At 71.8% G+C, this 20,525-nt stretch carries 18 protein-coding genes and 1 riboswitch; of the genes, 5 read left to right on the top strand and 13 right to left on the bottom strand.

The window, feature by feature from the left end:
* Window positions 1-29 precede the first annotated feature (29 nt).
* The 4 genes from OG598_RS30770 to OG598_RS30755 form a co-directional block, all read right to left on the bottom strand.
* Window positions 30-653 (bottom strand): GTP-binding protein, encoded by a 624-nt coding sequence (locus OG598_RS30770; protein ID WP_030329978.1) that lies wholly within the window; start codon window positions 651-653, stop codon window positions 30-32.
* Window positions 634-999, bottom strand: a complete 366-nt coding sequence (locus OG598_RS30765; protein ID WP_007465174.1) for a DUF742 domain-containing protein — start codon at window positions 997-999, stop codon at window positions 634-636. Before OG598_RS30765 ends, OG598_RS30770 begins: the two co-directional genes overlap by 20 nt.
* Window positions 1,000-1,088: 89 nt before the next feature.
* Entirely contained in the window at window positions 1,089-1,496 is a 408-nt protein-coding gene (locus OG598_RS30760; RefSeq protein ID WP_007465177.1) for a roadblock/LC7 domain-containing protein, read from the bottom strand.
* Window positions 1,493-4,651, bottom strand: a complete 3,159-nt coding sequence (locus OG598_RS30755; RefSeq protein WP_328652127.1) for a sensor histidine kinase — start codon at window positions 4,649-4,651, stop codon at window positions 1,493-1,495. The genes OG598_RS30760 and OG598_RS30755 overlap by 4 nt, the downstream gene beginning before the upstream one ends.
* A gap of 444 nt (window positions 4,652-5,095) precedes the next feature.
* Between OG598_RS30755 and OG598_RS30750 the strand changes: the two genes are divergently transcribed.
* On the top strand, window positions 5,096-6,274 hold the full coding sequence (locus tag OG598_RS30750) for an ABC transporter substrate-binding protein (RefSeq protein WP_328652126.1): 1,179 nt from the start codon (window positions 5,096-5,098) through the stop codon (window positions 6,272-6,274).
* 253 nt (window positions 6,275-6,527) lie between these two features.
* Here the strand turns inward: OG598_RS30750 and OG598_RS30745 are convergent, their stop codons facing one another.
* A complete protein-coding gene (locus tag OG598_RS30745; RefSeq protein ID WP_328652125.1) occupies window positions 6,528-7,385 on the bottom strand; it encodes an ABC transporter permease in 858 nt (285 codons plus the stop codon).
* Between the two features lie 103 nt (window positions 7,386-7,488).
* Window positions 7,489-8,520 (bottom strand): ABC transporter substrate-binding protein, encoded by a 1,032-nt coding sequence (locus OG598_RS30740; RefSeq protein ID WP_266304413.1) that lies wholly within the window; start codon window positions 8,518-8,520, stop codon window positions 7,489-7,491.
* 270 nt (window positions 8,521-8,790) lie between these two features.
* Here OG598_RS30740 and OG598_RS30735 point away from each other — a divergent pair, with 270 nt between their 5' ends.
* From OG598_RS30735 to OG598_RS30720, 4 genes are all read left to right on the top strand, one after another.
* Complete coding sequence (locus tag OG598_RS30735; protein WP_328652124.1) at window positions 8,791-9,576, top strand: ABC transporter ATP-binding protein; 786 nt, start codon at window positions 8,791-8,793, stop codon at window positions 9,574-9,576.
* A 2-nt stretch (window positions 9,577-9,578) separates the two neighbouring features.
* The gene (locus tag OG598_RS30730) at window positions 9,579-10,529 is read left to right on the top strand and encodes an LLM class F420-dependent oxidoreductase (RefSeq protein WP_328652123.1); all 951 of its coding nucleotides are present in this window, start codon (window positions 9,579-9,581) and stop codon (window positions 10,527-10,529) included.
* Window positions 10,526-10,834: a cupin gene (locus tag OG598_RS30725; protein ID WP_328652122.1), complete on the top strand. Its 309-nt coding sequence runs from the start codon at window positions 10,526-10,528 to the stop codon at window positions 10,832-10,834. The genes OG598_RS30730 and OG598_RS30725 overlap by 4 nt, the downstream gene beginning before the upstream one ends.
* Window positions 10,835-10,910: 76 nt before the next feature.
* Entirely contained in the window at window positions 10,911-14,201 is a 3,291-nt protein-coding gene (locus tag OG598_RS30720) for a hypothetical protein (protein WP_328652121.1), read from the top strand.
* Window positions 14,202-14,360: 159 nt separating this feature from the next.
* Here the strand turns inward: OG598_RS30720 and thiC are convergent, their stop codons facing one another.
* The 7 genes from thiC to thiE form a co-directional block, all read right to left on the bottom strand.
* Window positions 14,361-15,953 (bottom strand): phosphomethylpyrimidine synthase ThiC, encoded by a 1,593-nt coding sequence (thiC, locus tag OG598_RS30715; RefSeq protein ID WP_145790332.1) that lies wholly within the window; start codon window positions 15,951-15,953, stop codon window positions 14,361-14,363.
* A 17-nt stretch (window positions 15,954-15,970) separates the two neighbouring features.
* Window positions 15,971-16,756: a bifunctional hydroxymethylpyrimidine kinase/phosphomethylpyrimidine kinase gene (thiD, locus tag OG598_RS30710; protein WP_328652120.1), complete on the bottom strand. Its 786-nt coding sequence runs from the start codon at window positions 16,754-16,756 to the stop codon at window positions 15,971-15,973.
* Window positions 16,753-17,538: a thiamine phosphate synthase gene (locus OG598_RS30705; protein ID WP_442931415.1), complete on the bottom strand. Its 786-nt coding sequence runs from the start codon at window positions 17,536-17,538 to the stop codon at window positions 16,753-16,755. The genes thiD and OG598_RS30705 overlap by 4 nt, the downstream gene beginning before the upstream one ends.
* The gene (locus OG598_RS30700; protein WP_328652119.1) at window positions 17,535-18,314 is read right to left on the bottom strand and encodes a thiazole synthase; all 780 of its coding nucleotides are present in this window, start codon (window positions 18,312-18,314) and stop codon (window positions 17,535-17,537) included. The genes OG598_RS30705 and OG598_RS30700 overlap by 4 nt, the downstream gene beginning before the upstream one ends.
* Window positions 18,311-18,511 (bottom strand): sulfur carrier protein ThiS, encoded by a 201-nt coding sequence (gene thiS, locus OG598_RS30695; protein WP_238667543.1) that lies wholly within the window; start codon window positions 18,509-18,511, stop codon window positions 18,311-18,313. Before thiS ends, OG598_RS30700 begins: the two co-directional genes overlap by 4 nt.
* Complete coding sequence (gene thiO, locus OG598_RS30690; RefSeq protein ID WP_442931414.1) at window positions 18,502-19,668, bottom strand: glycine oxidase ThiO; 1,167 nt, start codon at window positions 19,666-19,668, stop codon at window positions 18,502-18,504. The genes thiS and thiO overlap by 10 nt, the downstream gene beginning before the upstream one ends.
* Window positions 19,662-20,288, bottom strand: a complete 627-nt coding sequence (gene thiE, locus OG598_RS30685; protein ID WP_328652118.1) for a thiamine phosphate synthase — start codon at window positions 20,286-20,288, stop codon at window positions 19,662-19,664. The genes thiO and thiE overlap by 7 nt, the downstream gene beginning before the upstream one ends.
* Window positions 20,283-20,392: riboswitch (TPP riboswitch) on the bottom strand. It overlaps the preceding gene by 6 nt.
* Window positions 20,393-20,525: the final 133 nt, after the last annotated feature.

Below are 20,525 nucleotides of genomic sequence, written 5' to 3'. Positions count from 1 at the left end.
CCGTCGCGAGCCGGCCGTGACGCGACAGTTCAGCCGACCGGCGTCGGGAAGCCCCGTCCGTGCTCGGACTGGAGCCGGAGCATGGCGTGCTCGACCACGGTCACCAGCACCTGCTTGACCGAGTCCCGCTGCCGGGCGTCGGTCATCACCAGCGGCACCTGCGGCGAGATGGCCAGCGCTTCGCGGACCTCCTCGGCCTCGTACTGCGGCGCGCCGTCGAACTTGTTCAGCGCCACCACGTACGGCAGGTTGCGGTTCTCGAAGTAGTCCAGCGGGGCGAAGGCGTCGGTGATCCGGCGAGTGTCCACCAGCACGGCGGCACCCACCGCCCCACGGATGATCTCGTCCCACATGAACCAGAACCGAGTCTGACCCGGTGTACCGAAGAGGTACAGGATCAGGTCCTGAGCCATGGTGATCCGGCCGAAGTCCATGGCGACCGTTGTGGTCTCCTTGCCCGGCACCTTTGACGGATCGTCGATGCCGACACCCGCCGCGGTCATCAACGCCTCTGTGGTCAGCGGTGTGATCTCGGAGATCGCCCCGACCAGTGTCGTCTTACCGACGCCGAAGCCGCCCGCGACGACGATCTTCGCGGATACGATTCCCCGGCCCGGCCGCCCCCCTGCGGGGTCATAGCCTGCGAAGTCCACTTAGCACCCTTCCAAGCAGTTCCATCCGCTCCTCGAACCCCTCGGCGGGAGCAGCAGTGTGTAACGTCAGCAGGCTCTCGGCCACCATGTCGGCGACCAACACCCGGGCGACGCCCAGCGGCATCCGGGTATACGCGGCGATCTCCGCCAGCGACTGTGCTCGGCCCTCACAGACCGTGGCGATGCGGTGCTTGTCGTGCCCGGCGAAGCGGGACTCGGCGACCTGGGTGGGAGAGGCGGTGAGGACGGCCTCGAGGGCGATGTCCTGCCGGGGCTCGGTACGACCACGGGTGACCGCGTACGGACGCACCAGCGCGCCACGCGGGTCAGCGCGTCGTTGGTCCATTCCCGATCACCTCCTCGTCCCCTGCGGAGCCGGACTGTGCCGCCTCTCATCCCTGGTCCGGCGCTCGGAACGAGCGCCGCCTTCCGGTGCTAAGAGCGCACCGCGTCGCGCGGCAGCGGCACCAGCGCCGCACCCACCCGCTCGACCAGCAGCGCCATCTCGTAGCCCACCTGGCCCACGTCGCAGCTCCGCGCGGCCAGCACGGCCATCGAGGAGCCGTCGCTGATCGACATCAGGAAGAGATACCCGCTGTCCATCTCGATGACTGTCTGCAACACCCCGCCCGCGCTGAACATCCGGGCCGCGCCCTCGGTCAGGCTCACCACCCCGGAGGTGATCGCGGCGAGCTGGTCCGCCCGGTCCCCCGGCAGATCCCGGGAGGACGCGAGCAGCAGCCCGTCTGCGGACACCGCCACCACGTGGGCGATGCCCGCCACGCTGTCGGCGAAGTTGGTGAGCAGCCAACCCATGTCCTGCATGGCAGCTGGCCTGTTCATCGGCTCTCCTTGGTCGAGGTGCTGTTCAGGTCCGTTCCGGCCGTCCGACCGCGCTGCACACCGCGGTGGTAGGCCGACAGCAGACCACGTACTTCATCCGGGGTCCGCCGGCTGCGGTCCCGGCCGCTCTTCGGTTCGATGCCACCCGGCACGAGCTGTTGCTGCGGCACCCGCTTGGGCAACCCGGAGCGGGTGGTCCCGGCGGGAGCCGGCTCGGCAGCCCGGCTGGCCCGGGACCAGCCTTCGTCCGCCGCCGTACGCCATGCACCCGGATCGGAGGCGGAGGCGGAGGCGGGCGCGGGCGCGGCCGGAGCCGGCCGGGCGGCCGGGGGCGGGGCGTACGTCGGCGGCGCCGACGGCCGTGCCCCGAACCCGTCCATTGTGGCGCCGAGCCCGTCGGCGCCCGGGGTGGCCGTGCCGTCGGTGCCGGAGCTGCCCGGTGTACGGGTCGGCAGTTTCGGTCGGGCCGGCGACGCGGCCGGCACCGCCCCGGCGCTCGGCTGGCCGCCGTTGCCGGTGCGCAGGCCGGCGTCAGCCGCCGCGGTGGTGGCGGGTGCTGGCGGCTCGTCGAAGTTGGGCCGGGTGAAGATCGCTGTGGCGTCGTCGCCGTGCGACCGGAACCAGACGGCTTCCATCTCCCGGAAGATCGGAGCCTCGGCCGGGAAGTCGGGCCGGGCGCTGACCGGTGCGGCGGGCACCGACGGAACGGCCGGTGGTGCCACAGCGCCCGGCCCGGCGACCGGCCCGACCGGGAGGCCCTGGGCGCCGCGCCTGTCAGCGGTGTCCGGGGCGTCCGGGGTGGAGCCGCGTCGGGGCAGCGGGTCGACGGTCGGGTACGCCACTGTCGGGCTGCCCAGCGAGGCGCCCGCGCCGTTGCTGTACGCAGGCCGGGCCGGCGGAAGCGGGGCGGCGGGTGCCGGCGCGGGGGCGGCGGGTGCCGGTGGCATCGTCGAGCGCGGACCGGTGTAGCCACCCGCCTGGACGGCCGGGGTGGTGTCGCGGGAGTCCAGCGGCGACTGCCACTGGGCGGGTGCCGGCGGGCTGGTCCGCCACTGGTCGGGCAGCGTCGCCGCCGTCGTCGCGGCACCGGCGAACTGCTCGGCGTGGCCGGCGGTGGTGAGCGGCGTCTGCTCCACGGCCATCGGCTGACGCGGCCGGGTGAGCACCTGCTCGCGGCCCCGGTTGCTGGGCAGCACCACTGTGGCGGCGGGCAACGTCACCTGGGCGACGGTGCCGCCCTCGACGTTGCGGCGCAACTCCACCCGGATGCCGTAGCGGGAGGCCAGTCGGCTCACCACGGCCAGACCCATCAGTCGGAACGCGGCGACGTCCACGCTCGGCGGGGCGGCCAGCCGCCGGTTGAGCGAGTCGAGCTGGTCGTCGGTGAGGCCGAGCCCGCGGTCCTCGATCTGGATCAGCACGTAGTCGCGGATCCGGCGGCCGTCGGCGACCACAGTGGTGTTCGGCGGCGAGAACCGGGTGGCGTTGTCGAGCAGCTCGGCGACGAGACGTACCACGTCGTTTACCGCGTGCGCGGCCACCTCGATGTCGGTGTCGACAGTGCCGAACTCGATGCGGTTGTAGAGCTCAACCTCGGACTGGGCGGCGCGCAGCACGTCCACCACCAGCGCGTTGTCGTGACGCGGTGCGGCGGAGTCGGCGCCGGCCAGGACCAGCAGGTTCTCGTCGTTGCGGCGCATTCGAGTGGCCAGGTGGTCCAGTTCGAAGAGCTGCGCGAGCCGCTTCGGGTCCTCCTCGGCGCGCTCGATCGCGTCCAGCTCGCCGATCATCCGGTCGACCAGGGTCTGACTACGGCGGGCCAGGTTGAGGAACATCGCCGAGACGCTGGTACGCAGAGCCGCCTGCTCGGCGGCGACCCGCACCGCCTCCCGGTGGACGACGTTGAAGGCCAACGCCACCTGACCGACCTCGTCGCGGGTGTTGAGCTGGATCGGGTCCCGGACCTGGCGGACGATCTCGTCCACCCCGCCGTCACCCACGCTGCCCATGTTCTGGAGCCGCTGCACGGCGTCGGGCAGGTCGTGGTTGGCCACCGAGAGGGCGCCCTCACGCAGTCGGCGCAGCGAGTGGTTGAGCGAGCGGGCCAGCACCACGGCCAGCGACACGGCGATGATCAGGGTCAACAGCACCAGGATCGACTCGACCACTGCCTGCCGGATGACGTCCGAGCGGGCCTGGTCGGCCTGCTGGAGCAGTCGGTCCTGCAGTTGGATCTCCGCCCAGCGCATCAGGTCGTTCACGGCGCCGATCGCCGCGGTGGCGTCCTGCGCGGTGACCAGCGGGCGTTGCCCGACCGAGCGGGTGATGTCGGTGGCCACCCGGTCGGCCAGGCCGACCGCGTCGCCGGAGACGGTGCTGTCGACCAGGGCGCGCTGCACCGGGTCGGCGGCCAGCGAGAAGGCGACCAGGGCCTCCTGCTGACCGGTCAACGTTGCCACGAAGGAGGAGAACTGCTCCGAGTCGAGCTGGCCGGCCGTCAGCGCGGTGAAGGCGACGGCCTCTTCCTCCGCGACGGAGGCCTTGGCGCGGGCGAAGGCGGCGACCGCGCGGCGGCTGTCCGCCAGGCTCTCGTCGCCGGGCAGCTGGGCCAGGCCGTCACCGTAGGAGACCAGGTCGGTGAGGATGACTCCGTAGCGGAGCACCGCCTCGGCGACAGCCATCTGCCGGCGGTCCAGCACCTCCTGGCGGGTGCCGTCCAGGGTGGCCAGGTGGTCGTCGATGGCGGCCAACCGGTCCCGCAGGGCGGCCGGCACGTCGCCGATCCGGCCCCGCTCGGCGCGGTACTCGTCCACCCGCTGCTGCGTCTGGCGGACCCGCAGGTTGTACGCGTCGGCCGGCTGCTGCGGAGCGGCCAGGTAGGCGGCCGCTGCCATTCGTTCGGACTGGAGGTCCTGGGTGAGGGCGCTGACGTCGACGGAGAGGGCCGTCAGTGACCGGGCCCGCGTGGCGTCGAACGCGCCCTCGCCGACGGAGATCAGGCGGACCGTGGCCAGCGCGATCACCGCCGCCACCGGGACGACCAGAATCAACGCCAACTTGGACCGGATCCGGGCGTCACGCAGTCTCGGCATCCGGCGGCGCGCAGGCCGACCGCTGTCGCCGAGCGCGGGCAGGGTCGTCGGTCCGGTGCTCACGACATCGCCTCCGTCGTTTCTTCCCCGCCTGAGCCGCCGAGCCATGCCGTAAGCGGAGGGGACCACGCGCGGCACGGCCGCGATTTCATCAGAGATGATCGTGTTTGGGAAGCCGCAGTGAGGTAGGAAACGGTCGGACGGAGCGCATCCCGTGATCCGGGCAACTGATACCTTCATTTCCGCAAGCCCCTGAACAGGGCATGTAACTCCAGAGTGGTCACGCGTGTATGCAAAGTGAGCTTTTGCAAACATTGCGTTACCCCAGCATGTGGGATGGCCGTCCCGAAAATGCTGCCGGGGTCCGCGCTTGACCACAGCGCCGGCCATTGGCAAGGTTTTGCAGGCTTCGCGCACACCGTACGGCAGAGGAGATCCCGTCCTCCACTGAGGACGGATTAGCGGCGGTGACCGGGCAGCGCCCGCGCCCGCACCTGGAGGACTGAGTTGAGCCCCATCCGCTCCGCGACCATCGCGGCGCTCGCATCGGCCGTAGTGGCCACCACGCTCACCGGCTGCCAGTTTGGCGAGGCGGAACAGGACACGAGTCCGATCGTGATCGCTGCCGATCTCGAACTCTCCGGCGCCGCAGCCACTGTTGGCCGGACATACCAGCGCGCCCTCGAACTCAAGGTCGATCAGTTGAACGCCTCCGGTGCACTGAACGGCCGGAAGATCGACCTGAAGGTGAAGGACAACCGTTCCGACTCGGCCGAGTCACTTCGCAACATCGTCGACTTCAGCAGCGATTCGAAGGTCAGCGCCATCATCATGGGCGGCTGCAACGAATGCGCGGTCGGAGCGGTCGGGACCATCAACGAGAAGCGGATTCCCACCATTGCGCTAGCCGCTTCCGGCGCGATCGCCGCGCCGGCCGCTGAACGGCGCTACGTGTTCAAGCTGGGCCCCAACGCCCCGGACAGCGCCGCCGCACTCACCGCCGAACTGCGCCGCAACAACATCCGCAAGGTGGGGATGCTGGTCAGCGACGACGACTACGGCCAGGAGGGCGCGACCGCGCTCAAGAGGGAGCTGGACAAGGCCAGGATCACGCTCCGACAGCAGCGGATCAAGACCACCGACACCGACGTCAGCCAGCAGGTCCAGCAGCTCGCATCGGGCAAGCCCGACGCGATGGTCTTCTGGACCCCGCCGGAGCAGGCGACGCTGGCCGCCACCAGCGTGCAGCAGACCATCTTCCGTGGGTCGATCTACTTCGACGCGGCAGCGGCCGGGGACCTCTTCCTCGGGGCGGCGGCCAAGGCGACCGAGAAGGCCACGCTGATCTTCACGCAGACCATGGTGATCGACGACGTGATCGCGACCACGCCTGCCAAGGCGGCACGCCGGCAATGGTTCCAGGACTACACGGCCCGCTTCGGTGGCTACAACGGGTCCTCGTCGTTCGCGGCGGACGCCGTCCAGCTGATCGCCGACGCCGAACTGCGCGCCGGCGGTGAGATCGGGAAGGTGGACCGCAACGGCATCCGGGACGTGCTGGAGACGTCCCAGATGGACGGCCTCTCCGGCCCGATCCGCATGACGCCGGACAACCACAGCGGCCTGATGCCGCAGGCGCTCACCACGCTGGTCGCCCGCAATGGTCGCTGGCGGTTGGCGGGGTAACGCTTCTGGGCCTCGTGTAGCCCGGCGGGTTCGTCGGGGTGCCGGGTGGGGGGTGTGGCCGACCGTGCCCGGCTCCGGGCGGTCAGGCTTGATCCCTCCGCCGGGCACGGTCGGCCACACCCTTCTCGCCTGCGGCTTTGACGGAACGGGCCGGCCTCCAAGTGGAGGCCGGCCCTTCGCGTTTCTTGGGTGTTGATCTTGGTGTTGATCTTGATGTGTGTCTTGGTGCTGGTCGTTGATCTCTTTTGTTCGGTTAGCGGCTGCTGGTGGTTTCTCTCACCCAGGGGAGGGCGATCCGCTCGATCAGCAGGAGCGCCGAGTAGAGCAGGATGCTCACCAGCGCCACCAGCATGATCGCCGCCCAGGCGGTGGCGGCGTCGCCGATGCCGGCGTACTGCGTGATGACGTAGCCGAGGCCGCTCTCGCCGGCCTGGAACTCACCGATCACCGCGCCGATCGCGGCCAGTGGCATGGCCACCTTGAGCCCGACGAAGATCTGCGGCAGCGCGGCCGGGAAGCGCACCTTACGGAACGCCTGCCAGCGGGAGGCGTTCCAGGAACGCACCAGTTCGGCCAGGTCGGCCGGCGTGGTGGTCAGCCCGGTCGCCGTGGAGAGCACGATCGGGAAGAAGCAGAGCAGGAACACCATGGTCAGGATCGGCTTCTGGCCCCAGCCGAGCGCCACCACCAGCAGCGGGCCCAGCGTGATCTTCGGCACCGCGTTCACAGCGACCAGCAGCGGCGTGAACATCCGCTCCACGGTGCGGGAACTGGCCAGGGAGAGCCCGATCAGCACACCGGCGGCCACCGAGAGGGCGAACCCGGTCAGGATCTCCAGCGTGGTGTCCCAGGTGTGCTCCAGCATCTGGGCGGGCTTGTCGACGAACGCGCTGAACACGTCGCCGGGCGGCGGCAGGGCGAAAGGGTGGACCAGTTCCAGTCGGGCGATCAGCCACCACGCCGCCAGCGCGACAAGGATGCCGACCGCGGGCAGCACCGCGTCGGCCCCGGCCCGGAGACCGGCACCTCGACCCGTGCGTCCCGCCTCGGGGCCGGCACCCGGGGGCGGGAGTTCCGCCACCGCCGGGTCCGCTGACCGGACGTCGGTCATCTCTGTCCTCCTCGAAATCCCACGGCCCGCCGGGGGCCGACGAGCGACGGGGGTACGTCCCACCGGGATCGGCGGGACGTACCCCCTGATGACGACCGGACGATCAGGCCTTCGGCGCGAGGCTGAAGTCGATGATCTGCTCGGGGGTGATGTTCTGCTTCAGCGCGCCCGCGCCCTGCAGGATGGCGATGCTCTTGGCTACCCGACCGCTGTCCAGGGTGCCGATCGCGGTGCCGGTGTTGCCGGAACGGACGTACGCGGCCATCAGCTCCAGCTCGGCGGCGGCGGAGACCGGGTTGGTGGCGTCGACGTTCTTCTTCAGGATGTCGGCGGCCTCCTTGGAGTTCGCCAGGCTGTACTCCAGGCCCTTGAGCAGCGCCGCGGTGAACTTCTTCACCATCTCGGGCTTCTCCTTGGCGGTCTTCGAGGAGGTGATCAGCACGTTGCCGTAGAGGTCCTGCATCACGTTGCTGTACGGCAGCATGACGGCCTTCTTCTTGGCCACCGCCTCGATGGTCGGCTGACCGACGACGAACTGACCGATGCCGTCCACCGAGCCGGAGGCCAGCGTGCCGATCAGGTTCTGCGCCTCACCGTTGACCCAGGTCACCTTGGTCGCGTCCACACCGGCGAGCCGGGCGTACGTCGGGAAGAGGTTGCGGACCACGGAGCCGGGGGTGTCGGCGAGCTTCTTGCCCTCCAGGTCCTTCGGCGAGCTGATGTTCTTGCCCTCGACGGTGGCGATACCCGCCATGGTGCGCTGCTGGATCGCGGCCACCGCGGTGAAGTCCTTGGCCTGGCCGTTGCCGAGCTGGAGCAGACCGCCGGTGAGGTCGATCGGGCCGAAGTCGGCCTGGCCGCCGACGACGGTCTGGATCACGCCACCGGTGCCCTGACCCGCCTTGATCTCGACGTCGAAGCCGGCTTCCTTGAAGAAGCCCTTGTCCTTCGCCACCCAGGCGTAGGAGTCACGGCCGAAGTTACCGAACGAGGTGAGGTAGGTCACCTTCTGCAGCGTCTTGCCGTCGCCGCCCTTGGCATCGTCGGCCGAATCCGACCCGCTGCTGCAGGCGGAGACAAGGGCGAGGGCGGTGGCCAGCGCGGCCGTAGCGACCGTACGGGTCAGCCTTCTCATCAGTGCACCATGTCCTTTCCGACCGGGGCCGACAGGCCACCGGAGGGGGTTGTCGTGACGGGCCGGCGGGAGGGGTGGAAGCCGGGCGCCGCCGTCGTGGGGGGACTCTTCGCGGGCACAGCGTACGAGAAACCCACAGTTGCGACGCCAGGCGTATCGGGTTGCGGAACGGATACAACCTGACGACCACCCCAGCCGGTGTCATACCTCGACAGGGCAGTTAGCCTTTGTCGGATTCCTGACCGTCCACTCAGCGGAGGTACGCCGGAGATGATCCGACTGTCCGGGGTGTCCCGTACCTTCGAGGGCCGATCCGGCCGGGTGGAGGCGCTGCGCGGCATCGACCTCGACGTCGCCGAGGGCGAGTTCGTCGCCGTGCTCGGCCGCTCCGGCTGCGGCAAGTCCACACTGCTGCGTCTGATCGCCGGGCTGCTCCCACTGAGCGCCGGTGAGATCACCGTCGCCGGTACGCCGATCACCCGCCCCCGCCAGGACATCGCCATGCTGTTCCAGAAGCCGGCGCTGTTGCCCTGGCGCACAGTGCTGGACAACGTCCTGCTGCCGGTGGAGATCTTCGGCTGGAGCCGCGCCAAGCACCGGGAGCGGGCCCAGCAACTGCTCGACGTCGCCGGGTTGGCCGGTTTCGAGAAGCGGCTGCCGCACGAACTCTCCGGCGGCATGCAGCAACGGGTGTCGCTGTGCCGGTCGTTGATCGGTGAGCCCCGGGTGATGCTGATGGACGAGCCGTTCTCCGCATTGGACGCGCTCACCCGCGAGGAACTCTCCGGCGAACTCCAGCGGGTGCACATGGAGAACAAGCCGACCATCGTCTTCGTCACCCACTCGATCGACGAGGCGGTGCTGCTCGCCGACCGGGTGGTCGTGCTGAGCCCCCGCCCCGGCCGGATCCGCAAGGTCGTCGACGTGGCCATCCCCCGGCCCCGCACCCTGGGCCGCAACGCCCACCTGGCCGACGTCGCCCAGGTCAGCGCCGACCTGCACGAACTGCTGATGGAACGCGAACAGCCGGCCACCGCCGGCGCGGAAGGACACTGACCATGCGGGTGTCGGTCTTCACCGAGCCGAACCGTGGCGCCAGCTACGACACCCAGCTCCGGTTCGCCCGGCTGGTCGAGGCCTGCGGCTACGAGGGCTTCCTCCGCGCCGACCACTACCAGTCGATGGGCGCCGACCCGGGCCTGCCCGGCCCCACTGACGCCTGGCTGACCCTCGCCGCGCTGGCCCGGGAAACCGAGCGGATCCGACTCGGCACCCTGGTGACGTCGGCCACGTTCCGCCTGCCCGGCCCCCTCGCGGTGATGGTCGCCCAGGTCGACCAGATGAGCGGTGGCCGGGTCGACCTCGGCATCGGCGCCGGCTGGTACGAGCGCGAGCACACCTCGTACGGAATCCCGTTCCCGGCGGTCGGCGAGCGCTTCGACAGGCTGGCCGAGCAGCTCGAGGTGATCACCGGGTTGTGGGCCACCCCGCCCGGCGAGACGTACAGCTTCACCGGCGACCACTACCGACTGGTGGACGCTCCCGCCCTGCCCAAGCCGGTGCAGGTGCCCGGCCCGCCGATCATCGTGGGCGGGCGTGGCCCCAAGCGCACACCCGAACTGGCCGCCCGGTACGCCGACGAGTTCAACATGCCGTTCAAGTCCGTGCCCGCCACCGCCGAGGCGTACGACCGGGTGCGCGAGACGTGTGAGCGCACCGGACGGACGGAGTCCGGGCGCGCCCCGTTGGTGCTGTCCGCCGGGATCGTCGTCGCCATCGGCCGGACCGACGCGGAGGCCCAGCGTCGGGCCGCGCCCCTGCACGAGAAGAGCGCGCTGCCACCGGAGGACCCGGTGGTCGGCTCCCCCGCGCAGCTCGTGCAGCGACTCGGTGAGTTCGCCGCGATCGGCACCACCCGGGTCCACCTGCGCCTGATCGACTTCGATGATCTCGACCACCTCGAGCTGATCGCCGCCGAGGTGCTGCCCCAACTGGACGGAGCACGATGACCGACGTGATCGACGGAACCGAACTCGGACCGGTGGGTCAGGAGATCGTGTACGAGAACGACCGGGTCCGGGTCTGGCACATCCGCCTCGAGCCGGGCGAGCGGCAACCGCTGCACCGGCACGACCACCCCTACCTGGTGGTGGCGATCGAGGGCGCCAAGAACGTCGTACAGACCATCGACGGCACCCTGATCGACGCCGACGAGCCCACCGGCGGAGTGGTCTACCGGGACCCGGGCGCGGTGCACATGTTGACCAATGTCGGGGATACGACTTACCTGGCCCGGCTGGTCGAACTCAAGTAGACCCGCCGATGGCCACCGGCGTGCCGCGCGGCGCGCCGGTGGCGATCGGGTGTACCAGGTGCGTAACGTGCCGGACATGGCCTTTCGGACCTGGGGCAGACTGCTGCTCACGGCGCTCGGGGTGAGCGTGCTGGCCGGAGCCGGCCAGCTCGGCGTCGCGTACGGTTTCGGCATCGTCCGCCTGACCGGCGCATTCACCGGCACGACAGTCAACCAGTGGCCGGCCCAGCTCGTCTGGGTGGGCTGGTTCGCCGCGAACGCAGCCGTCGCCGGTGCCGTCCTGACCGGACGCCTCGCTCACCGCGACGCCCCGGCGGCCAGCACCGGCCGGCAGTTGGCGGTCGGCGGCGCGGCAGCGCTCGGCGCCACGGTCATCGCCCCGCTCTGCATGCAGCCCGCCCGCGCCGCGGAGCTGATCTCCGTCGACCCGGTCTGGGCGGTGGGCATCTGCGCCATGGTCGGTGCGGTGATCGGGGCGGGCGCGGCGATCGCCGTCCTGTTCCGGCCCGAGCTGGGGTGGAACATGGCGGTCGTGGCCGGCGTGGTCTGGCTGCTCGCGCTGATCTCCGTCCTACCGTCGCTCGGCACGGCCGGCCCACTGCCGACCGTCCGGCTCGGCGTACTGGAGCCGAGCTGGCTCGACGACGCCGCCGCACAGCGGCTGGCGCTGCTCCTGCTGCCCATCGTGGCGCTGCTGGCCGGCGCGGCGACCGCCGGGCTGGCTCGCTCGCGGGGCCAGGCTCCACTGGTCAGCGGGGCCACCGGGGTGGCCGGTCCGGTGCTGGTGGCGTTCGCCTACCTGACCGCCGGTCCGGGCGACGCGGTGGACCGCTACCAGACCGCCCCCTACTACGGCTCGTTGATCGCGATCCTCGCCGGAGCGCTCGGCGCGGCCGCCGCCGCGCTGCTGCGCTGGCCGACGGGCACCCGTACCGCCGATCCGCAGGCGATCGAGCCCACCGCCATCCTGCGCCCGCTGCCCGCCGGCCCGGCACTGCCCGGCGCGGCGAACGACCGGGACAGCGCGGCGAACGACCGGGACGGTGCCGAGCGCACCGACACGGAGACGACAAACGCCGAGCTGGCCACCGGCACGAAGCCCGCCGGCGTCGTTGCCGGTCCGTGGGCGACGGGCGACCCCGATGCCGTACGCACCGTCCCGGCCCACTGGGACTGGCCGGAGACGACCGCGAGCGGACAACACGGTCCGGCTCCCACGACTGCGACTCCCGCCGCCCCGAACCCCGCCGCCCCGACACAGCCCGCAGCCTGGCTGACCGCGCCGACAGGTGAGTTCACCGCCGCAGGGCAGACGCCCCCGCGTCAGGATGATGTCCTGACCACTACCGAGCCCTCGACCGGCACCAACGTCAGCAACGCCAGCGACGCCACCGCGACCGGCACCACGGCCGGACGCGCCGACGCCGCGACCCCGACGGGCGGCCGAGCAGTCGACGAGCCGACAGGCAGCACCGCGACGGACACGAGCGGCAGCATGGCGACCAGTGGCAGGCCGACCGGTGGGCGCACCACCCGCAAGTCCGCCGCCACTCCGAGCGGCACGGGTGCACCCGGTTCCGGCACGACCAGCGCGGCCGCAACCAGCGCGGACGCAACCAGCGCGCCGACCACCTCGGACGCGACCGGCAGCACGGCCCGGAGCAGCGCCGCCGCGACCAGCGCCGCCGCGACCAGCGCGACTCCGACCAGCGCGGCTCCGACCAGCACGGGCAATGGCACCGAGGCGGCCAGCGCAGCCCCGACCGGCTCGGACGCTCCCAGTCCCGCCGCCACGGCCTCGACGGGTACGGGGTCAGGCACGGGCACGGAGGCGAGCAGCGCGGGCAATGCCGACCACGGCACGCCCGAGGCGCCGCTGACGATCAAGCCGCGACGCGGCCGTAAGTCGAAAGCCAACCCGGACGCCACCGCCTCCGACGTGGCTGACGACACGTCCCCTACCGGTTCGGCAACCATCAGCGAGACGACCGCCAGCGCAACGACCACTCGCGCAACGACCACCCGCGAGACGGCCACCGAAGCAACGACCACCAGCGGGACGACCACTGGCCGAGCCACGAAGGGCACCCGGCCGGGCAGGTCCGCCGCCAGCACCGCCTCCGACGCGGCCACCGACACTCCGGCGCCCAGCCCGGGAAGCCTGAGTGAGCTGTCGAGTTCGACCGCCGAGGTCGCCTCGGCTGCTGCCTCCGACACGGCAGCAACCCGGATCACCGCTACCGGCGCCAAGCGAGCACCTGCCACCCCCGCCACCGGCTCGAAGCGAGCACCGGCTGCCTCGACGACCGCCGGAAACGGCACGTCGCAGGTGCCGGCCAACCCGGAGCCTGCGACCACGGCAACCGACGCCACACCGATCCCGAGCACCGGGACCGGGACCGGGACGACACCAGCAGCAACCACCGTGGGTGGGTCGGCACCAGCACCGGCCACCGAAACCGGCGCGACGCGAGCAGCGGCGGCGCCGAGCACCGCGGCCGGCCAGGGTGGCGCGGAAGCCATCCCGCTCGCCCCGAAGGCCGGCACGGGCAGCAAGGCAGCACGGGCCGACACGACCTCCCCGACCAGCGATTCCGCAATAGCCGGGGCTCGTGACACCGACAGCGCGCGGCCCGCCGCCGGGGACGTTCCCGCCGCCGGGTTGTTCGGGGCCACCGCCGCCAATGACCCGGACGCGGACCGGTGGACACCCGCGCCGTCGGCCTGGCCGGTCACCTCGACGTGGACGGTGCCACCGCAGGCCTCCGAGCCGGAGGCAACGGCGTCGGAGGGGTCGAGCAGGCCCGACGCGCCGACCGGGCCGACGCCCAGACCCCGGCATCGGGCACCGTTGCCGGACCTGAGCCGGGCCGGCACCTGGAACGCGTTCGACACCTCACGGCGCCGCGGGTCGGCGGAACCGCAGGACGGTTCGACGGCACGGACAGCGCCGACCGAAGCCGGCGAGACGACAGCTCCGGTCGCACACCCGGCTGCGGGAGAGTTCCCGGGCACGCTGGGCGCGCCCTCCGGTGCCGCCGCCACCAGTGCCACCACCGACAGCGGCACCGGCACCGGCACCGGCGATGTGGCGCCTACCGACACCACGTCGGCAAAACCGACGCACCCGAAGGTGGCGGAACAGCCCTCCCGGCGAGGGCGGCTCGGTGGGCTGTTCCGCCGCAACCGGTCCCGCGCCGACGAGGAGAGCCCGAAGACATCGGATGAAGCCGAGCCGCTGGCGTCCCAGGACGAGGAATTCGTCGACTGGGTCGCCGGTCTGAGCAAGCCGGTGTCGGACAACGAGCCTGAGCAGGAGAACGGCCGCCGGTCGTTGCGCTCCACCGGTCGACACCACCGCGACTGACCCACCGCGACCGACCCACCGCGACCGACTCCACCACGCAGCGCACAGGCACACCGACCGGTCGCTTGATCGACTCGGGTTCACGGATACCGGGCTTTCCCACACCGCCGGACACCCCGACATCAATGAACCCGAGTCGATCAATCACCCCGCGAGGGGTCAGGCGAGCGGTAGGTAGACCCGGCTCCCGCCGGAGACGAACTCCTCCGACTTGTCCTTCATGCCGCGCGCCGCGTACTCCTTGAGCTCTTGGGTGATCTTCATGGAGCAGAACTTCGGGCCACACATCGAGCAGAAGTGCGCGGTCTTCGCCGGCTCGGCCGGCAGGGTCGCGTCGTGGTACGAGCGCGCCGTCTCCGGGTCCAGCGAGAGGTTGAACTGATCCTCCCAGCGGAACTCGAACCGCGCCTTCGACAGGGCGTCGTCCCAGGCCTGCGCGCCGGGGTGCCCCTTGGCCAGGTCCGCCGCGTGTGCCGCGATCTTGTACGCGATCACGCCCGCCTTCACGTCGTCCCGGTCCGGCAGGCCGAGGTGCTCCTTCGGTGTGACGTAGCAGAGCATCGCGGTGCCGAACATGCCGATCATCGCGGCGCCGATCGCCGAGGTGATGTGGTCGTACGCGGGCGCGATGTCGGTGGTCAGCGGACCTAGCGTGTAGAAGGGTGCCTCGTGGCACCACTCCTGCTGGAGGTCCACGTTCTCCTTGATCTTGTGCATCGGTACGTGACCGGGGCCCTCGATCATCACCTGGACGTCGTACGCCCAGGCGATCTTCGTCAGCTCACCGAGAGTGCGCAGCTCGGCGAACTGCGCCTCGTCGTTGGCGTCGGCGATCGACCCGGGGCGCAGCCCGTCGCCGAGGGAGAACGTCACGTCGTAGCGCGCGAGCAGCGCGCACAATTCCTCGAAGTTCGTGTAGAGGAAGTTCTCCTCGTGATGCGCCAGGCACCACGCCGCCATGATCGAACCGCCGCGGGACACGATCCCGGTCACCCGGTCCACTGCCAGCGGCACGTACGGCAGGAGCACCCCGGCGTGCACTGTCATGTAGTCCACGCCCTGCTCGGCCTGCTCGATCACTGTCTCCCGGAACACCTCCCAGCTCAACTTCACCGGGTCGCCGCCGACCTTCTCCAACGCCTGGTAGATCGGCACCGTCCCGATCGGCACCGGCGAGTTCCGCACGATCGCCTCACGGGTCTCGTGGATCCGCTTACCAGTGGACAGGTCCATCACGGTGTCCGCGCCCCAGCGGGTGGCCCAGGTCAGCTTCTCCACCTCCTCCGCGACCGACGAGCTGACCGCCGAGGTGCCGATGTTGGCATTCACCTTGACCAGGAACGCCTTACCGATGATCGCCGGCTCGCACTCCGGGTGGTTGACGTTGAGCGGAAGCACCGCCCGACCGGCGGCGATCTCGGCCCGCACGAGTTCCGGGTCGACGTTCTCCCGGATCGCCACGAACTCCATCTCCGGCGTCACCACACCGGCCCGCGCGTACGCGAGCTGGGTGGGCCGACGACCGTCCACCCCGGCGAGTGGGGTGCCCGCACCCCGCACCGGGGCCACGTCGCCCCGCTCGGCGATCCACGGCCCGCGCAGCGGCGGCAGCCCCACCTCCGGGTCCGAACCAGGGCCGGACGTGTCGTAGAGCCGCACCGGCGGCAGGTCCCCGGTCAGCCCCACCTCCGCGAACGGCACCCGGACATCCGGCCGCGAACCCTCGACGTACACCTTGCCTCGTGCGTGCATGACAGCCTCCCTGGTGATCAAGCGGACCAGCCGAAGTGGTTCAGCGGCCCACGCCCCGCGCCCAGCTCCCAGCCCCGCGCGCCGGTCAGCGCACGGAGCACGTACTCCTTGGCGGCCCCCACGGCGGCCGGCACCGGATCGCCCAGACCGAGCCGCACCGCGATCGCCGCCGAGAACGAACACCCGGTGCCGTGGGTGTGCCGGGTGGTCACCCGGGGTGCGCGCAACACCGTGGTGACGCCGCCGCCGTGCAGCACGTCGACCGCCTCGCCCCCGTCTAGGTCACCGCCCGTGACCACCACGTACTCCGGGCCGCCGGCCACCAGGGCCTCGGCGGCCACGACCATCGCGGCCACGTCGTCCACCGGGCGTCCGGTGATCGCCGCGGCCTCCGCACAGTTCGGGGTCGCCACAGTGGCGTACGGCAGCAGCCGCTCCACAGCGCCCACCACGCCGAGCCGGTGACCGCTCGTGGCGACGAGCACCGGGTCGACGACGAGGTGAGGCAGCCGGCCGTCCCGGGCGGCCTCGGCCACCACGTCCGCGATCGCCGGGGTGCCGAGCATCCCCGTCTTCACGGCGCAGACGGTGAAATCGGTGAGCACGCTGTCCAACTGCTCGGTGACGGTGCGCGGGGGCAGCGGCAGCACCGCGTCGACACCCCTGGTGTTCTGCGCGGTGACCGCCGTGAGGACGCTGGTGCCGTACGCGCCCAGCGCGGCGAAGACCTTGAGGTCGGCCTGGATGCCTGCGCCGCCACCGGAGTCCGAGCCGGCGATTGTCAGCAGTGTTCGCGGGGTCATTTTCCCTGGCCTTTGGTTGCGGTTGGGGGCTGCGGCCGACCGTGTCCACTCCGGGCGGTCAGGCTTGATCCCTGCGTGGGCACGGTCGGCCGCAGCCCTGACGTGGAGACCTGGGTGACCCCGCGCCGGGTTTGGGTCAGCACAGGGGAGACCTGGGTGACACCGCGCCGGGTTTGGGTCAGCTCAGGGGTGACCGCCTCGACATAGGCGCTGGTCAGGGTGGCGGCTGTTTCGGTGGGGTCTTTGGCTCGCATGAGTGCGCCGAGCACTGCCACCCCGGCGGCTCCCGCCTCGACGCAGGCGGTTACGTGGTCTGGCGTTTCCACTCCGCCGAGGGCCAGCAGCGGCACGGGGCTGGTCTCGACAAGCTTTCGCAGGCCGTCCGGTCCCAGGGGTGGGCCGTAACCCGGTTTTGTCTTCGTGGGCCAGATCGGGGAGATGGTGGCGTAGTGCTCGGTGGTCAGGCGGTCCAGCTCGGGTTGGTGGTGGCAGGAACGGCCGACCAGGCCGTGGGTTGGCGGCGGGTACGGGCCGGCGGCGGGCAGGTGCACGGCGTCGCCGCCGAGCGGGTCGGGGCCGGCCACGATGAGGGTTCCGCCAACGTCGGCGAGGATCGCGCGCAGGTCGGCGGCGAGGGCGGCGCGTTCGGCGCGCGGCAGGTCCTTCTCCCGCAGCACCACCCAGCGCACTCCCCCGGCCACGGCTCCCGCCACCACTCGGTCGAGCCCGCACCGCGCGACGAGCCGGTCGGTCAACACGACAACCCCGGACGGCGGGGTCACAGCTCGGGTCTTCCCTCGTCGGGGGTGGAGGCGAGCGCGTGGAAGCGGCGCTCGATCCGGCCGGCCTGGGCCGCCAGTCGGCCCGCCTCGACCGCGTACCGCATCGCGGTGGCCATCGCCACCGGGTCGGCCGCCCGGGTGACAGCACTCGCCAGCAGCACCCCGTCACAGCCCAGCTCCATGGCCAGCGCCGCGTCGGACGCGGTGCCGATGCCGGCGTCGAGGATCACCGGCACGTCCACACCCTGCCGGATGAGTCGAATGTGGTGCGGGTTGCCGATGCCGAGCCCCGAACCGATCGGGGAGCCGGCCGGCATCACCGCGGCGCAGCCCACGTCGGCGAGGCGACGGGCGAGCACCGGGTCGTCGCTGGTGTACGGCAGCACAGTGAAGCCGTCGGCGACCAACTCCTCGGCGGCGCGGAGCAGCTCCACCCCGTCGGGCAGCAGCGTCCGCTCGTCGCCGATCACCTCCAGCTTCACCCAGTCGGTGTCGAACGCGTCCCGGGCCAACCGGGCCACCTTCACCGCCTCGGTGGCGGTGTGGCAGCCGGCGGTGTTCGGCAGCAGGCGTACGCCGCACCGGTCCAGCAGCTCCAGCAGCCCACCGGTGGAGCCCGGCGCCGTGCCCACGCGGCGCAGCGCCAGCGTGACCAGCTCGGTGCCGGACGCCCGGATCGCCTGCTCCAGGACGTGCAGGTTCGAGGCGCCGCCGGTGCCGAGGATCAGCCGTGAGGTGAAGGTCTCCCCACCCAGTTCGAAGGTCACGCCGCTCACCCGCCCTGCGCCGCGGTGAGCACCTCGACCCGGTCACCGTCGCGCAGTGCCCGGGCCGGCCAGCCGGTCCGGGGCACCACCTCGCCGTTGACAGCGACAGCCACCCCGCGCGGGTGCGCCACGATGTCGCGGACCAGGTCCGCCACTGACGCGCCGGCGGCGACGCTGCGCCCGGCCCCGTTCACAGTCAACTCCACAGGTCCCCCTCCAACGTCGGTTCAGGTCCGCCCGACACGGCCACCGCGGCACCGCCGAAGCGGTCGGCCCGGAAGGGCGCGAGCAGCGGGTCGGGTACGCAGCCGAGCACCAGGTCGGCGATCAGGTCGGCGGTGATCGGGGTGAGCACGATGCCGTGCCGGTGGTGCCCGGTGGCGGCCAGGACGTCCGGTCGGTCGGGCAACGGCCCGAGGATCGGCGCGTTGTCAGGGGTGCCCGGACGCAGCCCGGCGACCGCCTCGACCAGGTCGTACTCGGCCAGTTCGGGCAGCAGGTCCACCCCGGCGCGCAGCAGCCGTTGCACGGCGCCGGCGGTGACAGTGGTGTCCGAGCGCTCCTCGACAGTCGCGCCGAGCACCACCTCACCGTCGGCGCGGGGCACCAGGTAGACGTGCTCGCCGTCGGCGTACCCCCGGATCACGTGCCGGAAGCCCGGCGCGACGCCGTCGGGCGCGCGGAGCCGGAGGATCTGACCCTTCACCGGCCGCACGGGCAGGCCGGTGAGCGCTGCGGCCCCGCAGCCGGCGGCGACCACTGTGACCGACGCGTCCACATCGGACAACGACCGGACCGGCTGCGGCACGAGCACCGCTCCGGCCCGCTGCGCGGCCGTGCGCAGCGCCGGCACCAGCAGCCGCGGGTCGACCTGATGGTCGGTGGGCGCGAGCGCGCCGCCGCGCACCCGTGGGGCGAGCGCCGGTTCGCTGTCGCGCAGCTCGCTGGGGCGCAGCGGCGTCACGGGCAGACCCAACCCCTGCTGGTACGCCCACAGCCGGCGCGCCTCGGCCAGGTCGTCGCCGGTGAGCCCGACCATCAGTGTGCCCTCGGTCCGGTAGCCGATCTCGACTCCGGTCGTCTCGGTCAGCTCGGCGGCGAACGCCGGCCAGCGGGCCGCGGACGCCAGCAGCAACCCGGTCAGTTGCCGCTCACCGAAGTACGCCTCGGCGACCGGGGAGAGCATGCCGGCGGCCACCGCCGACGCCCCCGACCCGGGCGCCGGATCGTGCACCGCCACCCGCAGTCCGCGCGCGGCGCAACGCCAGGCGATCGCCAGCCCGATCGGCCCCGCCCCCACCACTGCCACGTCCGGCCGGACCCGGTCGCTCGACGGCGGTGACGGGGACCGGCCGGTCAGCACGTCAGGGCCTCGATCAGCTCGGCGGTCGCCCGTGCCGGGTCGGCTGCGGCGGAGACGGCACCGACCACCGCCACCCCGTACGCTCCGGCGGCCCGCAGCGCCGGCACCCGGGCGGCGGTCACTCCGCCGATTGCGATGACCGGGACGTCGACGGCGTCGACGACGGCGCGTACCCCGGCGGGCCCGATGGGGTCCGGCAGGCCGGTCTTGGTGCTGGTGGTGTGACAGGGCCCGACGCCGAGGTAGCTGGCGCCCGCCGCGACGGCCTCGCTCGCCGTAAGCGGGGCGCGGGCGGTGGCGCCCAACACGCCGGTGGGGCCGAGCACCCGGCGGGCGGCGGCGACCGGCAGGTCGTCGGCGCCGACGTGCCCACCGGCGGCGCCCACCGCCAGCGCCACGTGCAGCCGGTCGTTGACCAGGCAGGTCGCCCCGTACGACGCGCAGAGCGCGAGCACCCGCCGGGTCAGGTCGTACGCCTCGCGGTCGGTGGCGGAATCCTCGACCCGGACCTGCACCACCAGCTCGGCGTGGGCCACTGTGAGGGCGGCGCGAACCACGGCGAGTGGGTCGCGACCTTCTCGGGTGTCGGTGATGAGATGCAATCGCCCCAGGGACGGCACGGCAACGCTCCTCCCTGCGCCGGCATTACCCGGATCAGGTTCAACGGTCGGGGGCTGTCAGCCCCCCTCTCAGCCCGGTACACCGGGCTCCCGTGGGTTACTTGCGTGTCACCGTACGACAGATCGGCCGGCCTGCCAAGGCGCGGGGTCGGCGGCGACCGGCGACCGGGCCACGCCAAAACGACCGAGATCCAATGGGGCACTTCATACGGTCCTGTTCGGAATGTCGCCCCCCGT

Origin of the sequence: Micromonospora sp. NBC_00330 (assembly GCF_036136635.1) — a bacterium.
Classification (GTDB): domain Bacteria; phylum Actinomycetota; class Actinomycetes; order Mycobacteriales; family Micromonosporaceae; genus Micromonospora; species Micromonospora salmantinae.
This window is presented reverse-complemented; position numbering and strand designations above follow the sequence as displayed.

What these genes read in the sequence shown, in the direction of transcription:
- OG598_RS30735 (WP_328652124.1), top strand. Translation starts at nt 8,791, where the DNA reads ATGATCCGACTGTCCGGGGTGTCCCGTACCTTCGAGGGCCGATCCGGC.
- OG598_RS30720 (WP_328652121.1), top strand. Translation starts at nt 10,911, where the DNA reads ATGGCCTTTCGGACCTGGGGCAGACTGCTGCTCACGGCGCTCGGGGTG.
- OG598_RS30740 (WP_266304413.1), bottom strand. Translation starts at nt 8,520, where the DNA reads ATGAGAAGGCTGACCCGTACGGTCGCTACGGCCGCGCTGGCCACCGCC.
- OG598_RS30730 (WP_328652123.1), top strand. Translation starts at nt 9,579, where the DNA reads ATGCGGGTGTCGGTCTTCACCGAGCCGAACCGTGGCGCCAGCTACGAC.
- OG598_RS30725 (WP_328652122.1), top strand. Translation starts at nt 10,526, where the DNA reads ATGACCGACGTGATCGACGGAACCGAACTCGGACCGGTGGGTCAGGAG.
- OG598_RS30745 (WP_328652125.1), bottom strand. Translation starts at nt 7,385, where the DNA reads ATGACCGACGTCCGGTCAGCGGACCCGGCGGTGGCGGAACTCCCGCCC.
- OG598_RS30765 (WP_007465174.1), bottom strand. Translation starts at nt 999, where the DNA reads ATGGACCAACGACGCGCTGACCCGCGTGGCGCGCTGGTGCGTCCGTAC.
- thiC (WP_145790332.1), bottom strand. Translation starts at nt 15,953, where the DNA reads ATGCACGCACGAGGCAAGGTGTACGTCGAGGGTTCGCGGCCGGATGTC.
- OG598_RS30760 (WP_007465177.1), bottom strand. Translation starts at nt 1,496, where the DNA reads ATGAACAGGCCAGCTGCCATGCAGGACATGGGTTGGCTGCTCACCAAC.
- thiD (WP_328652120.1), bottom strand. Translation starts at nt 16,756, where the DNA reads ATGACCCCGCGAACACTGCTGACAATCGCCGGCTCGGACTCCGGTGGC.